A 16,724-nucleotide genomic window follows, 5' to 3' on the forward strand; every position below is an offset into this window, starting at 1 on the left:
GATCATCTCTCAGAGACCACATAGAGAGACCAACAACCGATTGATCTACAAAATCATGATGAAATGGATTTTACTACTCTTTTCTCATGATAATAGTAACTTCTTCTGTCATTGTGGCAGATATGCTATTTTTATTTGGCATGCGCTTATATGGTATGTCGCGCCCTATTCTAGCAACATCCGCAAAGCCGCAAAAATTAAAAACTTCCGACACGATTTCTGCAAGAGGAACGACATAACCACCGGTATTGCGATTTCCTAATGTCCATACGGCATAGCCAGATTGCTTAACGTAACTACCAGTAACTTCTATAGATTTTGCCAAGTCATACGTAAAGGCTGCCATGCGCTTTGCGTGCCCTTGCGTTGATTTTTTTTCCCATAGCATCTTATATATGGACCAAAACGACGGACTCATCTCTGAAAGAGACTCCGCTTTTTCATTAGCATTTCGAATTGACCCACCTAGACTCCGCGCATCTATCTCGTGAGTGGAACACAAAATATCATTCGATATCGCTTTATCGATATCGCACAAATCAATCCATTGCAGAGGCAAGTAACTAAACTGACCATATGGGACAGTCGTTGCATTATCACCATATGGTGGAGACGTAACCATAATATCAATTTTCTTGGCAAGCCCTGAAATCCGACTAAACATAGCTGAATTATGCATCTTAATTTTGACCGCAGGTTGATATACGCCATTAGTCAAGATTTCAGCAAGAACTGCTGCTTGCTCTATGTATGATGAAATATTATTTTCAAGAATGGCACCATACTTACGACACACCTCTTTAAAATCAAGAGGAGCATCAAGAGGGTCTCGTAGATGAAGTTTGAATGTAGATGTACGGGAATTACTAACTTGACGAACAAGTTCGGCAAGAGTTAACCAAAAGAAACGACGAGCCCAAAGAGAGGACTCTTGACGTATAGCTCGCCGGATCTTTGACAATTCAACAGCAATCTCGCGAGTAAACCATTTGTCCATCCCAGGGAAGTCTGCCTCGATTTTTTTCCCAAAGTCTAAGCTAATCCGGGTGACGAGTTCATCTGCTTTATCCTGTAAAGCAGTTACATAAAATGGTCCTGATTTAACCTTACTAGCGAGAACAGCGAGCGGATTGATATCAAACCCAACAAAGTTTGCCCCCCTCCTCATGGCTTCGGTAAGGACGGTACCAGAGCCAACGAACGGGTCGAAGACAGTAGCGTGCCCCTTCATCGTAGAGAGGAGAATGTCCATGATCTCCCCCTGCATTTGAGGAACCATCATGGCGGGGTACTGGATCAAGGCATGCGCAGCGTCACGCTTCGCTCGCCCTCTGAAGGACCAGTAAGTTGAGTCTGACGTAGTCTTGCTGCTCAGAGCAGCCCTGATTTGTGCGTCAGCTTGGAATGGTATAAGTGTACTGTTTTCGGCCATTTTAGATGGCAGAGCGCCAGAGTGCCCTCAGCCTGGTTCATCATACATCGAAGCTCCGTCGAAGACCAGGCTTATATCGGGGGAAACCGCTTGGCCCTTGGAGTCTTGGAGGTTCCATGAAAGAGGCTTGCGTGCTTGGACACGTACAGTCAGATGTCGGAACGCAAGCCCGCCTCTACCAGCAGTGAGGCCAACACCCATCGTTGACATTTGCGTGTTATTAGTTGGTATTCTTGGTTGATAGACACATAGTGTCGCTAGCACTCGAGTGACTGGCACGTGTCTGATCACCATTCTCCAATCCATATAGAATTGGGATTACACTCGCGACAATGAACAACCCTGCAGCAAGCAATATAGCAACTGCTTTCCGAACAAGCCCTCTTTGTTGCCTTATCAGAGCAGTATGCTCCTTCACGACCAGCCAATACAGAATACCTCCTGTCAACAGAAGAACACCACCTGCACCATAAGCAATGTAGGGTTTGACCCCCTTTGCTGAACCGATGAATGCCAGTCCCCAGCAGATGATACTCAAGTCCGCTGACAGACCAATTATTAGCCTAACAAACTGAGACCAGCTGACGGGGGGAACATCATCACTGGAAAAGTCCGTCCTGGGGACATGCACAAAAGGGGCCGACAAGGGACGAAGCAAGCTCATGACAGTTCCAATATAAAAAGTGGAATCAAACACTTTTGGCATTTAATCGTCAACGTCGAGAAACTGCTGTCCGAAGAGCTGAATAGCCCCGGTCTCACTAGACAGCTTCCTGCGGAGGTGGAATTGCTCCCGCTCGCGTTGACGCCTGCTCGAGCCCCGCGGCAAGGATATGCTTCCGCCCCGCGGCAAAGTTATCCTTCCGATGACAGAAGGTCTTAATCTTAGCGTTCATCCAACAAGCCCCAATCCGGAATGATGCTGATCATATTTGGCATCGGTAATCCTGGATGGTAATGGCCACAATGGGCACCGAGCAGTCCTGTGTTGACGATGAAAACAGCAACTCCGGCCAAACAGCCACACAAAACCTCCTAAGTATCCAAGCTCTTGAACGGCCCCGACAGGCATAGACTGCCCATGCAGCATTCCCCGGCAAGGTTATGCTTCCACCCCGCGGCAAAGTTATGCTTCCGATTACAGCAGGCATGCACCCCGTCGCCGAATGCCAGATCGTTCGGTCCATCGGCCGTATGGCCGGCCAGGGTGATCAGCAAGGTGTCGCCGGCCTGAACCGGGCAACCGAGCAGGTTGACGGGTTCCGCCGCGAAGCGACGGGTATTCTGAATCGGGGCTTGCACATGCAGGGCCTGGCGGATCCAGTCGCGGCTTTGCCCTTGCCACTGCTGTTGTTCGGCCTGGAGCAGGCTCTGTCCGATCAGGCCGGCACAGCCTTCGCAGGCCTGAAACCACAAACCGACGGCGTTGGCCACCAGCAGGGTCGTGGTGTTGGCCAGGCCGCTACGTTCAAGGGTTTGTGCCAGCGTTTGCAGCAAGGGGCCGGGGTGGTCGAGTTGCTGGCGAATGCGCTGCATGAGCTGGCTGGCGGCCCGGGCTCCGGCCGCGATTTCGGCCGGCAGCCCCCCGGGGGCGATGCAACGCAGCATGGCGAGCACTTCCTGGCCAATGGCAGGCCAGTGTGCCGGGGCCAGGCCGAAGGCATCGGCCAGCACGGCCGAGGGCAGGTGGTAACAATAGGCAGTCAGTTCGTCCCCGGTCTGCGGCGCGGGTAGTTGCCTGGCGACATGACGGGTCCGCTCGCGCAGCGCCGCGTGCTCGAAGTTGTCCAGTGCCTGGCGGATGGCGGCTTTCAAGTTGGCATGAGCTGCGCCATCTTGCATGCGTACCAGATGGGCGAACAGTTCGCCGGCCTCACTGCCCAGCAGGGCAGCGGGTACGGGCTCGGCGAGCGGTCGAACCCGCAGTGCCGGGCAGCGCAGTACGGCGCGGGCGGCTTCGGCTGAGCGGGTCTGCCAGCCGGGCAGGGCGGGGTCTGCGTGCAGCGCCGGGTCGGGTTGGGTGTGTGTGTGCAAGGTCAATGGCGGCTCCTGATGAATGTGTTGCAGGGACAAGATAGGGCTAGGCCGGACCGGATGCTTCGCTTACCATCGAAATATGGAAGAAGACTGGATGGAAAACCGGCTGGCGGCCCTGGCGGCTGCCGTTGCCGACAAAACCCGGGCGCGCATGTTGTGTGCCCTGCTGGATGGCCGTGCCTATACCGCCACCGAGCTGGCCGTCGTGGCCGGGGTGGCGGCATCGACGGCCAGCAGCCATCTGGCGCGGCTGCAGCAACAGCAGTGGATCGAATGTCTGCCGCAGGGGCGGCATCGTTATTTTCGTCTGGCTGGCGTGCCGGTGGCGGAGGCGCTGGAGCAGTTGCTGGGGCTGGTCGCCGCGGAGGTGCCGGTCATTCGCCGTCAGACGCCTGAGCCGCTGCGTTATGTCCGCACCTGTTATGACCATCTGGCCGGTGAAGTGGCCGTGCAGGTGCATGATCGCTTGTTCCGTCTTGGCTGGCTGGACGGTGAGCACTATGCGTTGACCGAGACCGGGCAACAGGGGCTGGCCCGGCTTGGCGTGGACGGGTCCGGGCGTGCCGGCCGGCGGCGCTTTGCCTGTCGCTGTCTTGACTGGAGCGAGCGTCGGCCGCATTTGGGCGGGCAGCTGGGGGCGGCCTTGCTGGAGGCCTGCCGGCAGCAGCAATGGGTTTTGCCGGTGCTGGACAGCCGGGCCCTGCAACTGACCGCACTGGGTCGTCGGCAATTGCAGGCGCATCTTGGGCTGGTTTTCTGAATGATCCCCTACAGTTTTTGCCGAAACGTCGTTATATTGACGCCTTTTTTCTGAAGTACAGGATCACATCGTTGTTATGGCTACGTTTCGTCAAAAGGTGCTGTCGCGCCGCCCCCGTTTCTTTTCTGCTTCTTGCGCCGCTGTGGCGCCGGTGACCCCTGCCGCGGCAGCGGTCAAGTCTGCGCCGCTGGCCGCCAAGGCCCGTGGCCCGTGGCAAGCCTGCCTGGAGGAGACCGATGGTGCTGCCCAGCAGCGTCCCTATGTGGTGATGCGCCACGATCTGCCGACCGGCCCCGAGTGCCTCAAGGGCCAGGGTGGCCGCAAGCGCCGCTTCGGCAGTCTGTCTGCTGCGGAGGCCGCCGCTGCCGAGGCCAATCTCGACGCGGTTTGATCCTCTGATCCCGTTCGCGCGCATGGCCAGCCGGCCATGCGCCATGTTGGCCACCACCGCCTTGTCCCCTTGCTGATCTGCCCCCCTGTTTCTGTGTCCCTGCGGGCGCTGGCAATGCTTGTGTCCTCGCCTCTGTATTTTTGAATATCTATTTGGAATCGTGCGCTGGCTGACCCAATAATGGAAGGCGGGTCGTGACTGCTGCCTGATGGCTGCCGGGCAGCATGGGGCGTACTGCTGCACACAGGGGGGAGCATGAAGAACAAGATCCAGCCGACCAGGCAGGAAAAGGTCATGCGCGAGCACGACTTCATCGTCTCGAAAACAGACACCAAGGGCATCATCACCTACGGAAACCGGGTATTCATCGAGTATTCCGGTTATACCGAAGCCGAGTTGCTGGGTGCCCAGCACAACATCATTCGACATCCGGACATGCCGCGCGGGGTGTTCAAGCTGCTGTGGGACACCATCAGTAGCGGTCATGAGATCTTTGCCTATGTGAAGAACATGGCCAAGGACGGCAGTTTTTACTGGGTGTTTGCCAATGTCACGCCGGACTATGACGAGCAGGGGCGCATCATCGGCTATTACTCGGTACGGCGTTGCCCGAAGCGCAGTGCGGTAGAGATCTGTGCCGATCTGTACCAGCAGATGCTGGCCGAAGAGCAGCGCGCCGGCCCGCGCGATGCCTGTGCTGCCTCCGTTGCCCTGCTGCAGTCCGTCCTGAGCCAGAAAGGGGTCAGTTATGAACAACTTGTCCTTTCACTCTAGGGTCAGTCTGGCGGTCGTGATCCTGTGCAGTCTGCAGGGACTGGCCTTTGTCTGGACATGCTGGCACAGCGGCTTCGACTGGGTACAGCTTGTGCTGTGGCTGGTGGCCATGGCAGCCGGCTATCTGTATGTCTTGCGCAGTCGGGTGGATTTTCGCCTGCTGCAGAAAATCGAAGATGTCACCCTGCAGGTGGCGCGCGGCAAATTGACGCTGCGCATCACGCATATCCCCGCCAGTGACGAGTTCGGCCGCATTGCCTGGGCGCTGAACGACATGCTGGACCAGCTGGAGGCCTGTTTCCGCGAGCAGCAGACGGCGATCAGTCGTGCCTGTGCCGGGCAGTTTTTCCGCCGGGTTCAGCCGGTGGGCCTGCATGGCAGCTTCCGCGCGGCACTGGATCACACCGATCAGTCTTTTGCCATCCTGGCGCAGAATGCCGAGGCCGAGCACCGCGATGCCCTGCTCTCCCGGCTGGCTGCGCTCAATGCCCGCAATCTGTTGGCCAATCTGGCCACCACGGACGGCGATATGCAGGGGATTGCCGCCACCACGCAGCAACTGGCCGAGCTGTCGCGCGACAACGCCGCGGCGGCATCCGACAGCCAGCAACTGGTGGGCGAGATTGTGCAGGCACTGACGCAGATTACCAGTCAGATCGACCTGACCAGTGGCTCGGTGCAGGATTTCAGCAGCCTGTCGGAGGAGGTTGGACGCGCTGTCGGGGTGATCGCCGATATTGCCGATCAGACCAATTTGCTGGCGCTCAATGCGGCGATCGAGGCAGCCCGCGCCGGGGAAATGGGGCGGGGGTTTGCCGTCGTGGCGGATGCGGTGCGCCAGTTGGCCGAGCGCAGCAAGCAGGCCTCGGGCGAGATTGCGCAGTCGATGGCGACGCTGGGCAGCCGTGCGCATGACATGGCCGAGATCAGTCAGTCGATGCGCAGTATGGCGCATGCTTCCGGCGAGCATCTGGCCGGGGTGGAGCAGCGCTTTCAGCTCAGTGCCCAGCGCGCCCAGCAGGCGCTGGTCGGCACCGCGCACCTGCATGATATTTGCGTGGCCTCGCAGGCCAAGGTCGAGATGCTGTCCTTCAAACAGAATGGCTACATCGGGGTGATGGGCGGCGACCAGGTCAGCAGCGCCCGGCAACTGGCTTCGGTGGCGGCGCAGGAGAGCGTCTTCGGCAGCTGGTATCAGAGTGTGGCCGATCAGGCTGGCTATGCCGGTCTGCCGGCCTTCCGCGCGCTGCGCGAGCCGCACGAAAAACTGCATCAGGCCATGCAGCGGGCCATGCAGCTGTCCGAGACCAACTGGCTGGAGGATGCGCCGCGCCAGCAGCAGATCGTGCAGCAGTTTGAAGCGCTGGAGCAGGCCAGTCAGCAGACTTTCCAGTTGCTCGACGAACTGGTGCGTCAGCGCCAGGGGACGGGGGGACAGGCGCACTGATCGCGACTGAGGGCAGGGTTGTTTGTCCGGGGTCAAACCTTGTTGCCGGGGGCGACTGTTCGGACGGACGGGCCTGTGCTGAAATGGATCTTCATCCGGCACAGCGCCCAAGAAGCGGAAAGCGACATCATGACGGCAACTCCCCTGCTTTATTTGCAATCCGGCGGCCCGACCGCCGTGCTCAATGCCTCGGCCCAAGGGGTGATCGAGGCGGCCCGCCGGCTGGACCGGCCCCTGCTGGCCGCGCGTGATGGTCTGGCGGGTCTGGTGAAGGGGGAGCTGGTCGATACCGCGCACGCCAGTGACAGTGAAGTGGCACGACTGCATACCCTGCCGGGCGCCAGTTTCGGTGTCAGCCGTCACATGGTGCCGTCCTGGGAGGAGGCGCCGCAGGAGTGGCTGGCGCTGCGTGACCGGCTGGAGCGCCATGATATCCATCATCTGCTGATCAACGGCGGGAACGGCAGCATCGGCTGTGCCGCCAGGCTGGCGCAGTTCGAGCAGCATACCGGCTACCCGCTGACGGTGATCGGCATTCCCAAGACCATCGACAACGATCTGGTCGGCACCGATTTCAGCCCGGGGTTTCCTTCCGCCGCCCGCTTCCTCGCCACGCAGATGCGTGAGGTGGCGGTGGATATGGCCAGCATGGCGCAACGGCGCATCTTCATTATGGAAACCATGGGCCGGCATACCGGCTGGCTGGCCGCCTCGACGGCCGCGGCCGCCCATCACGACGGCGATGCGCCGCAGGTGATTTTGCTGCCGGAGGCCAGCTTTGATGCGGCGCTGTTCCTGCAGAAGGTGAATCAAAGTCTGGAAACGCATGGCAACTGTGCGATTACCGTGGCGGAGGGCTTGACCGGAAAGGATGGGCGAGCGCTGGCCGAGATTCGTTCCGATACCATTTATGGCCATGAGCAGCTGGGCGGGGTCGGTACCTGGCTGGCGGCGCTGCTCAAGCGCGAGCTGGGCATGACCAGCCATGTGGCTCAGGTGGATTGCCTGCAGCGCGCGGCACGCCATCTGGCCTCAGCCGTCGATCTGCGGCTGGCGCATCTGGCCGGCAGTACGGCGGTGGAGTGGGCGGTCAACGGGCGGCATGGCGTGATGACCAGCCTGGCTCGCCGCGACAGCAGCACGCCGTCCTGGGAGGTGGTGCCGGTGCCGCTGGCCGACATTGGCGACCGCGAGCGCATGATGCCGGATGATTTCATCGACCGCGAGAATCTGTGGGTGACGCCGGCCTTCATGCGTTATCTGCGCCCCTTGCTGGCCGGGGCGGCTGCCGTGCCCTGGGGTGACGACGGGCTGCCGGATTGTCGCGCCATCGAGTGGCTGCCGCTCTGATGGCGCCCTGGCAGGGCGCTGGCTGCCATATTTGTTAAATATTCCGTTCCGGAGCGGGCCAGGGGCGAAGGTAGACTGAGCATTTCACCTTCGTCGCTGGCCCGACATCATGTCTGCACTGTTCGCTGATGCCTCTGCCTGGCTTCGCCACCGTCTGGGGCAGACCTTTGCCTCGCTGGGCGAATTCAATTACCGCCTTTGGGCCCTGGGGGCTCTGGTGTCGAATATCGGCACCTGGATGCAGCGCACTGCGCAGGACTGGCTGGTACTGACCGAGTTGACCCACCACAGTGCCACGGCGGTCGGCATCGTCATGTCCTTGCAGTTCGGTCCGCAAATGCTGCTGACACCGCTGGCCGGCATGGCCGCTGACCGACTGGACCGTCGCAAGCTGCTGATGGCCACGCAGTCGGCGGCGGCACTGCTGGCGCTGGCGCTCGGCCTGTTGTCGATGACGGGTTGGGTCCGGCTGTGGCAGGTGTATCTGTTTGCCGGTCTGCTGGGCTGTGTCACGGCCTTTGACGGGCCGGCGCGGCACAGTTTCGTCAGCGAGCTGGCCAGCGAGCAGCGCCTGTCCAATGCGGTGGCGCTCAACTCGCTGTCGTTCAACAGTGCGCGGCTGATCGGTCCGGCGCTGGCCGGGGTGATGATTGCCGCCATCGGCACCGGCTGGGTGTTTGTGGTCAATGCGGTGTCATTTGTCGCGGTGCTGGCTTCGCTGGGGGCCTTGCGCGTGCCACAGCTGTATCGCAAGCCGCGCGATCCGCGGCAATCCAGCGGTTTTGTCGACGGGCTGCATTATGTGGCCGGTCGGCCGGATCTGCTGGTGATGATGGCCATGATGTTCCTGTTCAGCACCTTCGGGCTGAATTTCCCGATTTTCATCGCCACCATGTCGGTCGGGGTGTTTCATGCCGGCGCACAGCAATACGGCTATCTGAGTTCGACCATGGCGATTGGCTCGGTGACCGGCGCCCTGCTGGCAGCCGGCCGCAGCCAGCCGCGCATTGCCTTGCTGGTGTGCAGCGCGGCCGCGTTTGCACTGGTATTTGCCGTCGCCATTCTCTGGCCGCATTACCTGGTGTTTGCCCTCTGTCTGACGCTGCTCGGGGTTTGTGCGCAAACCTTCAATACCGCCTGTAACAGTGCCATGCAGCTGGCTTCGGCTCCGGCGATGCGCGGCCGGGTGATGGCCATGCATCTGGCCATCATGCTGGGTGGCACGCCGCTGGGGGCACCGTTTGCCGGCTGGGTGGCTGACCGCTTCGGTCCGCGCTGCGGTCTGCTGGTCGGCATGAGCGCCGGCGTTACCGCCGCGCTGGTCGGCTTGCGCTATCTGATTCGCTACCGCGGTTTGCGGCTGGAGCGCCGCGACGGGCGCTGGCGCCTGCATGTGCAGGCTGCGGCACCCGGCACGGCCGCCTGAGCGTTCGGTCAACGCGGCTGGGTGCCCATGGCCCATTCCCCGCCCGGTTCCCGGCGGTCGAGACGGCCGCTCAGGGTGGTCAGGGCCAGGGCCAGTAGCACGATCAGGGCCCCGATCCAGGGGGTGGGCATCAGGCCGGCGCGGCTGACGATCAGCCCGCCCAGCCAGGCGCCGCCGGCGATGCCAAGATTGAAGGCCGCGATATTCAGTCCGGAGGCGACATCGACGGATTGCGGGCTGACCCGCTGCGCCAGTTGCACCACATAGACCTGTAGTCCCGGCACATTGCCGAAAGCGAATGCCCCCCACAGCAAGACCGTGAGCAAGGCCAGCCAGGGCATGGGCGCGGTCACGGCAAACAGCAGCAACACTGCCGACAGGCCGGCAAACACAATCTGCAGGGCGTTCACCGGGCCGCGGCGGTCTGCCAGCCGGCCACCCCACACATTTCCGATGGCGACCGAGATGCCGTAGGCCAGCAGGACCAGGCTGACGGCATTGGCGCTGAAGCCGCTGACCTGCTGCAGGATGGGAACCAGGAAGGTGAAGGCGACGAAAGAGCCGCCATAGCCGACCGCCGTCATGGCATAAACCAGCAGCAGCCGTGGTTGCTGCAGAACCCGCAGTTGCTGGCTCAGTCGGGTGACGGGCGGTTGCGGCAGGTCGCGCGGGATGAACAGACTGGCACTGAGCAGGGCCAGGAGCCCCAGCAGGGCCACGGCCAGGAAGGTGGCACGCCAGCCAAGGTGCTGGCCGATGAAAGTGCCCAGCGGTACCCCGGTGACCAGGGCCACAGTCAGACCGGAGAACATGGTGGCGATGGCGCTGGCAGCTTTGTCGCGCGCCACCAGACCGGTGGCGATGGTCGAGCCGATGGAGAAGAACACGCCGTGTGCCAGACCGGTGAGGACGCGGGCCAGAACCAGGGTGGCGTAGCCGGGGGCCTGCCAGGCCAGCAGGTTGCCCAGGGTGAACAGCATCATCAGTCCGAGCAGCAGTGGCTTGCGCGCGACGCGGCCGGTCAGGGCGGTCAGCAGCGGTGCGCCGAGTGCGACGCCCAGGGCATACAGGCTGACCAGTAGCCCGGCAGAGGGCAGGCTGATGCCGAGATCGCCGGCAATGGTCGGGATCAGCCCGACGATCACGAATTCGGTGGTGCCGATGGCAAAGGCGCTGATGGTGAGCGCCAGCAAGGCAATGGGCATGGTACAGACTCCTGCAAAGTGATAAGGCCTGCAGTGTGGCGGATTGGTTGTTGCAGAAAAACTGGTTAATTCGGAAAACATTTTTGTCTAAAATGCAAAAATGAATCTGACCTTCGAAGAGCTTCAGGCCTTTGTGGCCGTGGTGGACTGCGGCTCGCTGACCGCCGCGGCCGAACAGCTGACGCAAACCGTGTCGGCGGTGAGCCGGTCGCTGGCACGTCTGGAGTGCAAGCTGGAGACCGCCTTGTTGCAGCGGACGACTCGCCGCATGGTGTTGACCGAAGAGGGGCACTTTTTCCTGCCGCGCGCGCGGCGCATCCTGGAAGAGCTGACACAGACTGCCGAGCTGATGGCGCTTCGCAAGCAGCAGCCGGCCGGTCGCCTGCGCATCAACGCGGCATCACCTTTCATGCTGCATGTGCTGGTGCCTCTGGTCGGTGCCTTCCATCGTGCCTATCCACAAATTGAACTGGCGCTGCACAGCAGTGATCAATTGATCGATTTGCTGGAGGAGCGCACGGATATTGCCATCCGCATCGGTGCATTGAGCGACTCGACGCTGCATGCCCGCGCCCTTGGCCGCTACCCGCTGCGGGTGCTGGCCAGTCCCGGCTATCTGGCGCGCCATGGCCTGCCAGGCAGTGTGGCGGCACTGGCACAGCATCGTCTGCTCGGCTTTACCCAGCCCGAGTCCCTCAATCTCTGGCCCTTGCGTCACGGGCAGGGTGAGCGTTATGCCATCACGCCAGCGCTGAGCGCTTCCAGCGGGGAGACCTTGCGACAGTTGGCGCTGGACGGAGAGGGGGTGGTGTGTCTGGCTGATTTCATGACCCAGGCCGATCTGCAGGCGGGGAGACTGTGTCAGATCTTGCCCGAGCAGACGGTGCCGGTATGGCAGCCGGTGCATGCGGTGTATTACCGCCAGAGCAGCCTGGCTCCCCGGATTGCCTGCTTTCTGGATTTTCTCAGTCAGCACCTGTCACTTTCAGCGCCTTAAACAGAAAGTTTCTGCCCCGCTTGGGGTAGGCCAAGTGCATGAACATTGATTTATTGCGACTTTTGACCCAATGCTTACTTAAATGCACCTGTCCTTGAAAAATGGACATGGTCAATGCATCAGGCATTGCACTCCGGTGGGCCCGGCGCTTTCTCCGGCTTGTCGCCGCGAGAAGAATCAGTGCCGCCCTGCCGGTCGCGCACTTTTGGGAGTGAGTCGTGAGACAGGATTGTGAGCAGGGACGTCGATTAAGCGCGTGGATGCTGGCGCTGAGCCTGCAGGCCTTGCCGGCCGCGGCCGGTCCCACGCTGGTGTTTTATTCCGAAGAAGGGCAAAAGCCGATGTCGTATCAAGAGAACGGCATGCCCAAAGGGGAATACATCGATCATTTTCTGCGTATTGCCCGCCAGGTTCCCGGTTATCAGATTGAAATCCACTTTGCGTCCTGGGCGCGCGGACTGGAGGAGACGCGCGAAGGGCTGAGTGCCGGGCTGATCGGCGCTTACTATCGGCCACAGGAGCGGCCGTATCTGAACCATTCCAAAGCGATTTATCAGGAAGATGTGGCGGTGCACTGCAACCGCGATGCGGTGGCGGACCGGCAATTCAGGCGCTATCCGGATGATTTTGCCGGCCTGACCTTTGGCAATCAGCGCGGCTATCTGGCGCCCGGGCCGCAGTTCTTTGCCATGGCGGCGCAGGGGCGGATCAAGGTGGTCGAAGGGCTGGCGTTTACCGGGCTGGTCAAGAAAATGCTGGTGGGGGAGATTGATTGTGTGGTCAATCCCAGCCTGGTGCTGGACCAGGCGATCACCACGCTGGAGGCGCAGGGCCTGCCGGAACGCATGCGCTATAAATCGCGGCGCATCATGCTGGTCAAGACCGAGAGCGTGCATGTCGGCTTCAGTAAAAAATATGAAGCCAGCCACCCCGAGCTGAAGACCTTTCGCGCATTGTTTGACCAGATTGCCAGCCGCTATCCGGTGGCCCGGATGACGCCATGAAGTCCATTCGCCTGCGGCTGATCCTGCTGTTTGTGGTGGTGACCACCACCACGCTGGGGGCCTTTGCCTATTACGAGCAACGTCTGCTGCGGCACGACCTGGAGAATCGCTTTGTCGCTTTGCAGCGCGATATTGCCAGCAGATTGCAGCAGGATCTGGCTCAGCCCCTGTGGGACATGGACCTGGGGGTGGTCAATGCCAAACTGGAGGCGGCATTGATCCCGCATGAGGTGCAGGCGGTTTATCTGTATGTACCAGATCAGAAGGAAGCGCTGGCCGGGCTGGCGCGCAATTTGTCCGGCAGTGATTTGCCCTCGCGGGCACCGGACCAGTTGGAAGATGAAATGCGCCAAGTGCTGATTTTCCCGCCGCCGCAGGTGGATCCGGCACGGCGCAAGATCAGTATTGGCCGGGTTTCGGTGTATTTTTCGCGGGCCGGGCTCGAGCAGGCGCTTTCCGTCGCCATGCTGCGGCGGCTGGTGGAAGTCCTGGTGGCGAACATCCTGTTGCTGATGGTGCTGTTTTTCAGCCTGCGGCTGGTGTTCGTGCCGCTCAGCAGCCTGCGCAATGCCTTGCATGATCTGGCCAGCAATCAGGCCGAAGATTTGCAGGCCTTGCCCAGGACGCAGCTGCTGGAGTTCGACCAGGTGGTCGAGGGCTTCAATGCCACGCTGGGTAAAGTGAAAACCGTCATCGCCCGTCACCGCCAGGCGGAGGCGGCGGCCCTGGAGGCCAGTCAGCGAACCCAGGAGGCGCTGGGCCAGGTCAGGCTGGCGCAGCAGGAGCTGCTGGAAAGCAATCGCCAGCTGGAGCGGCTGACCGTGACTGACTCGCTGACCGGTCTGGGGAACCGGATGATGCTCGACCGGGTGCTGGAGGAGCAGCTCAACCGTTATCGTCGCTATGGGGGGGTGTTTTCGCTGGTGTTGCTGGATATCGATTTTTTTAAGCGCATCAACGACACCCATGGCCACCCGGTTGGCGACATGGTGCTGGTGGCGCTGGCGCAATTGCTCAAGCAGAGTACGCGCAGTGTGGATGTGATTGGCCGCTGGGGCGGTGAAGAGTTTTTGCTGATCTGTCCGGATACGGACCTGTTCAGTGCACTCGAACTGGCGGAAAAGTTGCGTCAGCGTGTCGAGAGCTGCCACTTCCCGATTATCGACGCCTTGTCGGCCAGTTTTGGCGTGGCCAGTGTGCAGGAAGACGATAACGCACAAAGCTTGCTGGCGCGGGTGGACCGCGCGCTGTACCGCGCCAAGGACGGGGGCCGCAATCGCGTGGTGGGCGAGTCCGCCTCGGCCTGATTGGTTCTGGAACGGGGTCAGGTCTTGTATTTTGCGTCACGACGCAAAATACAAGACCTGACCCCGAACTTGTGTGCCCCGAGCTGGCGGATTATTCGACGGTGACGCTCTTGGCCAGATTGCGTGGTTTGTCGATGTCGGTGCCGCGGGCGACGGCGGTGTGGTAGGCCAGCAGTTGCATTGCCAGGGTATGCAGCAGCGGGGAGAGATGGCCGTAGTGTTCGGTCAGGCGGATGGCCCGGATGGATTCTCCTGGTTCGATGGCGCTGTCGCGGTCGCAGAACACATAGAGTTGACCGCCACGGGCGCCGACTTCGTGCAGATTGGATTTGAGTTTTTCCAGCAGCCGGTCATTCGGTGCCACGGCCACCACCGGCATCTCTTCGCTGACCAGTGCCAGCGGTCCGTGTTTCAGTTCGCCGGCCGGGTAGGCTTCGGCATGAATGTAGGAAATCTCCTTGAGTTTCAGTGCGCCTTCCAGCGCGACCGGGTAGTGCAGGCCGCGACCGAGGAACAGGGCGTGGGCCTTGCCGGCAAAGTGTTCGGCCCAGGCGATGATCTGCGGCTCCAGGGCCAGGACGGCGCGCATGGACTGCGGCAGGTGACGCAGGGCCTTGAGTTCGGCGGCTTCCTGTTCGTCGCTCAGGCGGCCACGGGCTTGTGCCAGGCACAGCGCCAGCAGGTAGAGTGCGACCAGCTGGGTGGTGAAGCCCTTGGTGGAGGCGACACCGATTTCGACGCCGGCACGGGTGAGGAACTGCAGCTGGCATTCGCGCACCAGGGCGCTGCTGGCGACATTGCAGATGGCCAGGGTGCGGGTCATGCCTTGTTCACCGGCGAAGCGCACGGCCGCCAGCGTGTCAGCGGTTTCGCCACTTTGCGAGATGGCGACCACCAGGGTGTCGGGGTGGGCAATGCTGTCGCGGTAGCGGTATTCGCTGGCGATCTCCACATCGACCGGGATGCGTGCCAGGCTCTCGATCCAGTATTTGGCCGTCAGGCCGGCGTAGTAGCTGGAGCCGCAGGCCAGGATCAGCACGCGTCCGGTTTCGCGCAGCGCCGGATAGGCGCCGTCGCCGAACAGCTCGGGCATGATGGCCAGCACATCGTGCAGGGTGTCGGCCACTGCGCGCGGTTGTTCGAAGATCTCTTTCTGCATGTAGTGGCGATAGGGGCCGAGTTCGACCTGGTTGTCCTGGGCGCTGACGAAGCGGACCGGACGCTCGACCGCTTGCCCCTGGGCATCGCTGATCCAGTAGCGCTGCAGCTGGATGTCGGCCACGTCGCCTTCTTCCAGATAGACAAAGCGTTGGCAGACCCCGGCCAGTGCCAGGGCGTCGGAGGCCAGGAAGTGTTCCTGCTCACCCAGCCCGAGTACCAGCGGGGAGCCCTGGCGTGCGCCGACGACGCGATGTGGTTCTTCGCGGCTCAGCACGGCGATGGCGTAGCTGCCGTTGAGGCGTTGTACGGCCTGCTGTACCGCCTCGAACAGATCGCCGCGGTAGAGGTAGTCGATCAGATGGGCGATGACTTCGCTGTCGGTCTGGCTGGCGAAGTGGTAACCCTTCTGCTGCAGCATCTGTCGCAGTTCATCATGGTTTTCGATGATGCCGTTGTGCGACAGGGCGATGCGCGGCTGTTGTTCATCGGGCGAGAAATGCGGGTGGGCATTGCAGGTTTCCGGTCGTCCGTGGGTGGCCCAGCGGGTGTGGGCAATGCCGGTATAGCCGCTCATGGCCTGGGCAGTGACATGGGCCTGCAGGTCGGCGACCCGGGCTGTGCTGCGGGCGCGTTGCAGTTGTCCGTTCTGGTACAGGGCGACGCCGCAGGAATCATAGCCACGGTATTCCAGTCGCTTCAGCCCCTCGACCAGGATGGGCAGGATATTGCGTTGCGCCACGGCGCCGACAATGCCACACATGCGGTTGCTCCTTGTTGAATGATGTGGTTATGCTAGGTCGATTGCGGTGTTGAATGGTTTCAAAAAACTCAGGTATATGAAACGATTCGTCAAGACATTTGAATATTGAAATCGAATTTCAAAATATGACTTATCAAGAAATTAATCATCAGGTGGATGAGCTGGATCAGCGTATTCTGCAGCAGCTGCAGCAGGATGCCGACCTGAGCAATCAGCAGCTGGCCGAGCGGGTGCATGCCTCGGCGCCCACCTGTCTGCGTCGGGTGCGTCGTTTGAAACAGCTCGGACTGATCCAGCGCACGGTGGCCCTGGTGGCGCCGCAGGCGCAGGGGATTGGCCTGACGGCGCTGGTGGAAATTTCGCTGGAGCGTCAGTCGGCTGAGGCACTGGCGGCTTTCGAGACGCTGGTGGCCGACGAGCCGGCCGTGACGCAGTGCTATCGGGTGTCTCCCGGGCCGGATCTGGTGCTGGTGCTGGCGTTGGCCGACATGCCGGCCTACCATCAGCTGGCGCATCGCTTGCTGACCACGCAGGCCAATGTCCGTAATGTGCGGGCCTTTTTCGTCACTCACTGCAGCAAGTTTTCCCCGCATTCTCCCTTGTGCTGATGCCGGCGCCGTCAGCACATCGGAATGCTCCGATGTGCTGTCTCAATGTATCGCGGCATGATGTT

14 protein-coding genes are annotated in these 16,724 nt (G+C 61.0%); 10 read left to right on the plus strand and 4 right to left on the minus strand.

Going from position 1 to position 16,724, the window contains the following annotated elements:
* Window positions 1–73: 73 nt before the first annotated feature.
* Together JNO51_RS00350 and JNO51_RS00355 are read right to left on the minus strand one after the other, a co-directional pair.
* Window positions 74–1,252: a DNA methyltransferase gene (locus JNO51_RS00350; protein ID WP_215780024.1), complete on the minus strand. Its 1,179-nt coding sequence runs from the start codon at window positions 1,250–1,252 to the stop codon at window positions 74–76.
* Window positions 1,253–2,467: 1,215 nt separating this feature from the next.
* Window positions 2,468–3,472 (minus strand): hypothetical protein, encoded by a 1,005-nt coding sequence (locus tag JNO51_RS00355; protein ID WP_215780027.1) that lies wholly within the window; start codon window positions 3,470–3,472, stop codon window positions 2,468–2,470.
* 76 nt (window positions 3,473–3,548) lie between these two features.
* Between JNO51_RS00355 and JNO51_RS00360 the strand changes: the two genes are divergently transcribed.
* The 6 genes from JNO51_RS00360 to JNO51_RS00385 all read left to right on the plus strand — a co-directional run bounded on the left by JNO51_RS00360 (window position 3,549) and on the right by JNO51_RS00385 (window position 9,617).
* The gene (locus JNO51_RS00360; RefSeq protein WP_215780031.1) at window positions 3,549–4,229 is read left to right on the plus strand and encodes a helix-turn-helix transcriptional regulator; all 681 of its coding nucleotides are present in this window, start codon (window positions 3,549–3,551) and stop codon (window positions 4,227–4,229) included.
* Window positions 4,230–4,305: 76 nt separating this feature from the next.
* The gene (locus JNO51_RS00365; protein ID WP_215780034.1) at window positions 4,306–4,620 is read left to right on the plus strand and encodes a hypothetical protein; all 315 of its coding nucleotides are present in this window, start codon (window positions 4,306–4,308) and stop codon (window positions 4,618–4,620) included.
* A gap of 255 nt (window positions 4,621–4,875) precedes the next feature.
* On the plus strand, window positions 4,876–5,394 hold the full coding sequence (locus JNO51_RS00370; protein ID WP_215780037.1) for a PAS domain-containing protein: 519 nt from the start codon (window positions 4,876–4,878) through the stop codon (window positions 5,392–5,394).
* Window positions 5,369–6,841 (plus strand): methyl-accepting chemotaxis protein, encoded by a 1,473-nt coding sequence (locus tag JNO51_RS00375; protein WP_215780039.1) that lies wholly within the window; start codon window positions 5,369–5,371, stop codon window positions 6,839–6,841. Before JNO51_RS00370 ends, JNO51_RS00375 begins: the two co-directional genes overlap by 26 nt.
* A 129-nt stretch (window positions 6,842–6,970) precedes the next feature.
* Window positions 6,971–8,191 (plus strand): 6-phosphofructokinase, encoded by a 1,221-nt coding sequence (locus tag JNO51_RS00380; RefSeq protein ID WP_215780040.1) that lies wholly within the window; start codon window positions 6,971–6,973, stop codon window positions 8,189–8,191.
* A 109-nt stretch (window positions 8,192–8,300) separates the two neighbouring features.
* Window positions 8,301–9,617 carry an MFS transporter gene (locus tag JNO51_RS00385; RefSeq protein ID WP_215780042.1) on the plus strand — a complete coding sequence of 439 codons (1,317 nt, stop codon included), beginning with the start codon at window positions 8,301–8,303 and terminating at the stop codon, window positions 9,615–9,617.
* Window positions 9,618–9,625: 8 nt separating this feature from the next.
* Here the strand turns inward: JNO51_RS00385 and JNO51_RS00390 are convergent, their stop codons facing one another.
* Window positions 9,626–10,822, minus strand: coding sequence for an MFS transporter (locus tag JNO51_RS00390; RefSeq protein WP_215780043.1), 1,197 nt, complete (start codon window positions 10,820–10,822; stop codon window positions 9,626–9,628).
* Window positions 10,823–10,922: 100 nt separating this feature from the next.
* Here JNO51_RS00390 and JNO51_RS00395 point away from each other — a divergent pair, with 100 nt between their 5' ends.
* From JNO51_RS00395 to JNO51_RS00405, 3 genes are all read left to right on the plus strand, one after another.
* Window positions 10,923–11,819, plus strand: coding sequence for a LysR family transcriptional regulator (locus tag JNO51_RS00395; protein ID WP_215780044.1), 897 nt, complete (start codon window positions 10,923–10,925; stop codon window positions 11,817–11,819).
* 218 nt (window positions 11,820–12,037) lie between these two features.
* On the plus strand, window positions 12,038–12,823 hold the full coding sequence (locus JNO51_RS00400) for an ABC transporter substrate-binding protein (RefSeq protein ID WP_215780046.1): 786 nt from the start codon (window positions 12,038–12,040) through the stop codon (window positions 12,821–12,823).
* Window positions 12,820–14,130: a sensor domain-containing diguanylate cyclase gene (locus tag JNO51_RS00405; RefSeq protein WP_215780049.1), complete on the plus strand. Its 1,311-nt coding sequence runs from the start codon at window positions 12,820–12,822 to the stop codon at window positions 14,128–14,130. Before JNO51_RS00400 ends, JNO51_RS00405 begins: the two co-directional genes overlap by 4 nt.
* Before the next feature lie 91 nt (window positions 14,131–14,221).
* Here JNO51_RS00405 and glmS read toward each other — a convergent pair whose 3' ends face one another.
* Window positions 14,222–16,051 (minus strand): glutamine--fructose-6-phosphate transaminase (isomerizing), encoded by a 1,830-nt coding sequence (glmS, locus tag JNO51_RS00410; protein ID WP_215780051.1) that lies wholly within the window; start codon window positions 16,049–16,051, stop codon window positions 14,222–14,224.
* A gap of 125 nt (window positions 16,052–16,176) precedes the next feature.
* Between glmS and JNO51_RS00415 the strand changes: the two genes are divergently transcribed.
* Entirely contained in the window at window positions 16,177–16,659 is a 483-nt protein-coding gene (locus tag JNO51_RS00415; protein ID WP_215780055.1) for an Lrp/AsnC family transcriptional regulator, read from the plus strand.
* The last annotated feature ends 65 nt before the right edge of the window (window positions 16,660–16,724 follow it).

The organism is Paludibacterium sp. B53371, assembly GCF_018802765.1.
Taxonomy (GTDB): Bacteria; Pseudomonadota; Gammaproteobacteria; order Burkholderiales; family Chromobacteriaceae; genus Paludibacterium.

What these genes read in the sequence shown, in the direction of transcription:
- JNO51_RS00350 (WP_215780024.1), bottom strand. Translation starts at nt 1,252, where the DNA reads ATGGACATTCTCCTCTCTACGATGAAGGGGCACGCTACTGTCTTCGAC.
- JNO51_RS00360 (WP_215780031.1), top strand. Translation starts at nt 3,549, where the DNA reads ATGGAAGAAGACTGGATGGAAAACCGGCTGGCGGCCCTGGCGGCTGCC.
- JNO51_RS00365 (WP_215780034.1), top strand. Translation starts at nt 4,306, where the DNA reads ATGGCTACGTTTCGTCAAAAGGTGCTGTCGCGCCGCCCCCGTTTCTTT.
- JNO51_RS00370 (WP_215780037.1), top strand. Translation starts at nt 4,876, where the DNA reads ATGAAGAACAAGATCCAGCCGACCAGGCAGGAAAAGGTCATGCGCGAG.
- JNO51_RS00375 (WP_215780039.1), top strand. Translation starts at nt 5,369, where the DNA reads ATGAACAACTTGTCCTTTCACTCTAGGGTCAGTCTGGCGGTCGTGATC.
- JNO51_RS00380 (WP_215780040.1), top strand. Translation starts at nt 6,971, where the DNA reads ATGACGGCAACTCCCCTGCTTTATTTGCAATCCGGCGGCCCGACCGCC.
- JNO51_RS00385 (WP_215780042.1), top strand. Translation starts at nt 8,301, where the DNA reads ATGTCTGCACTGTTCGCTGATGCCTCTGCCTGGCTTCGCCACCGTCTG.
- JNO51_RS00390 (WP_215780043.1), bottom strand. Translation starts at nt 10,822, where the DNA reads ATGCCCATTGCCTTGCTGGCGCTCACCATCAGCGCCTTTGCCATCGGC.
- JNO51_RS00395 (WP_215780044.1), top strand. Translation starts at nt 10,923, where the DNA reads ATGAATCTGACCTTCGAAGAGCTTCAGGCCTTTGTGGCCGTGGTGGAC.
- JNO51_RS00405 (WP_215780049.1), top strand. Translation starts at nt 12,820, where the DNA reads ATGAAGTCCATTCGCCTGCGGCTGATCCTGCTGTTTGTGGTGGTGACC.
- glmS (WP_215780051.1), bottom strand. Translation starts at nt 16,051, where the DNA reads ATGTGTGGCATTGTCGGCGCCGTGGCGCAACGCAATATCCTGCCCATC.
- JNO51_RS00415 (WP_215780055.1), top strand. Translation starts at nt 16,177, where the DNA reads ATGACTTATCAAGAAATTAATCATCAGGTGGATGAGCTGGATCAGCGT.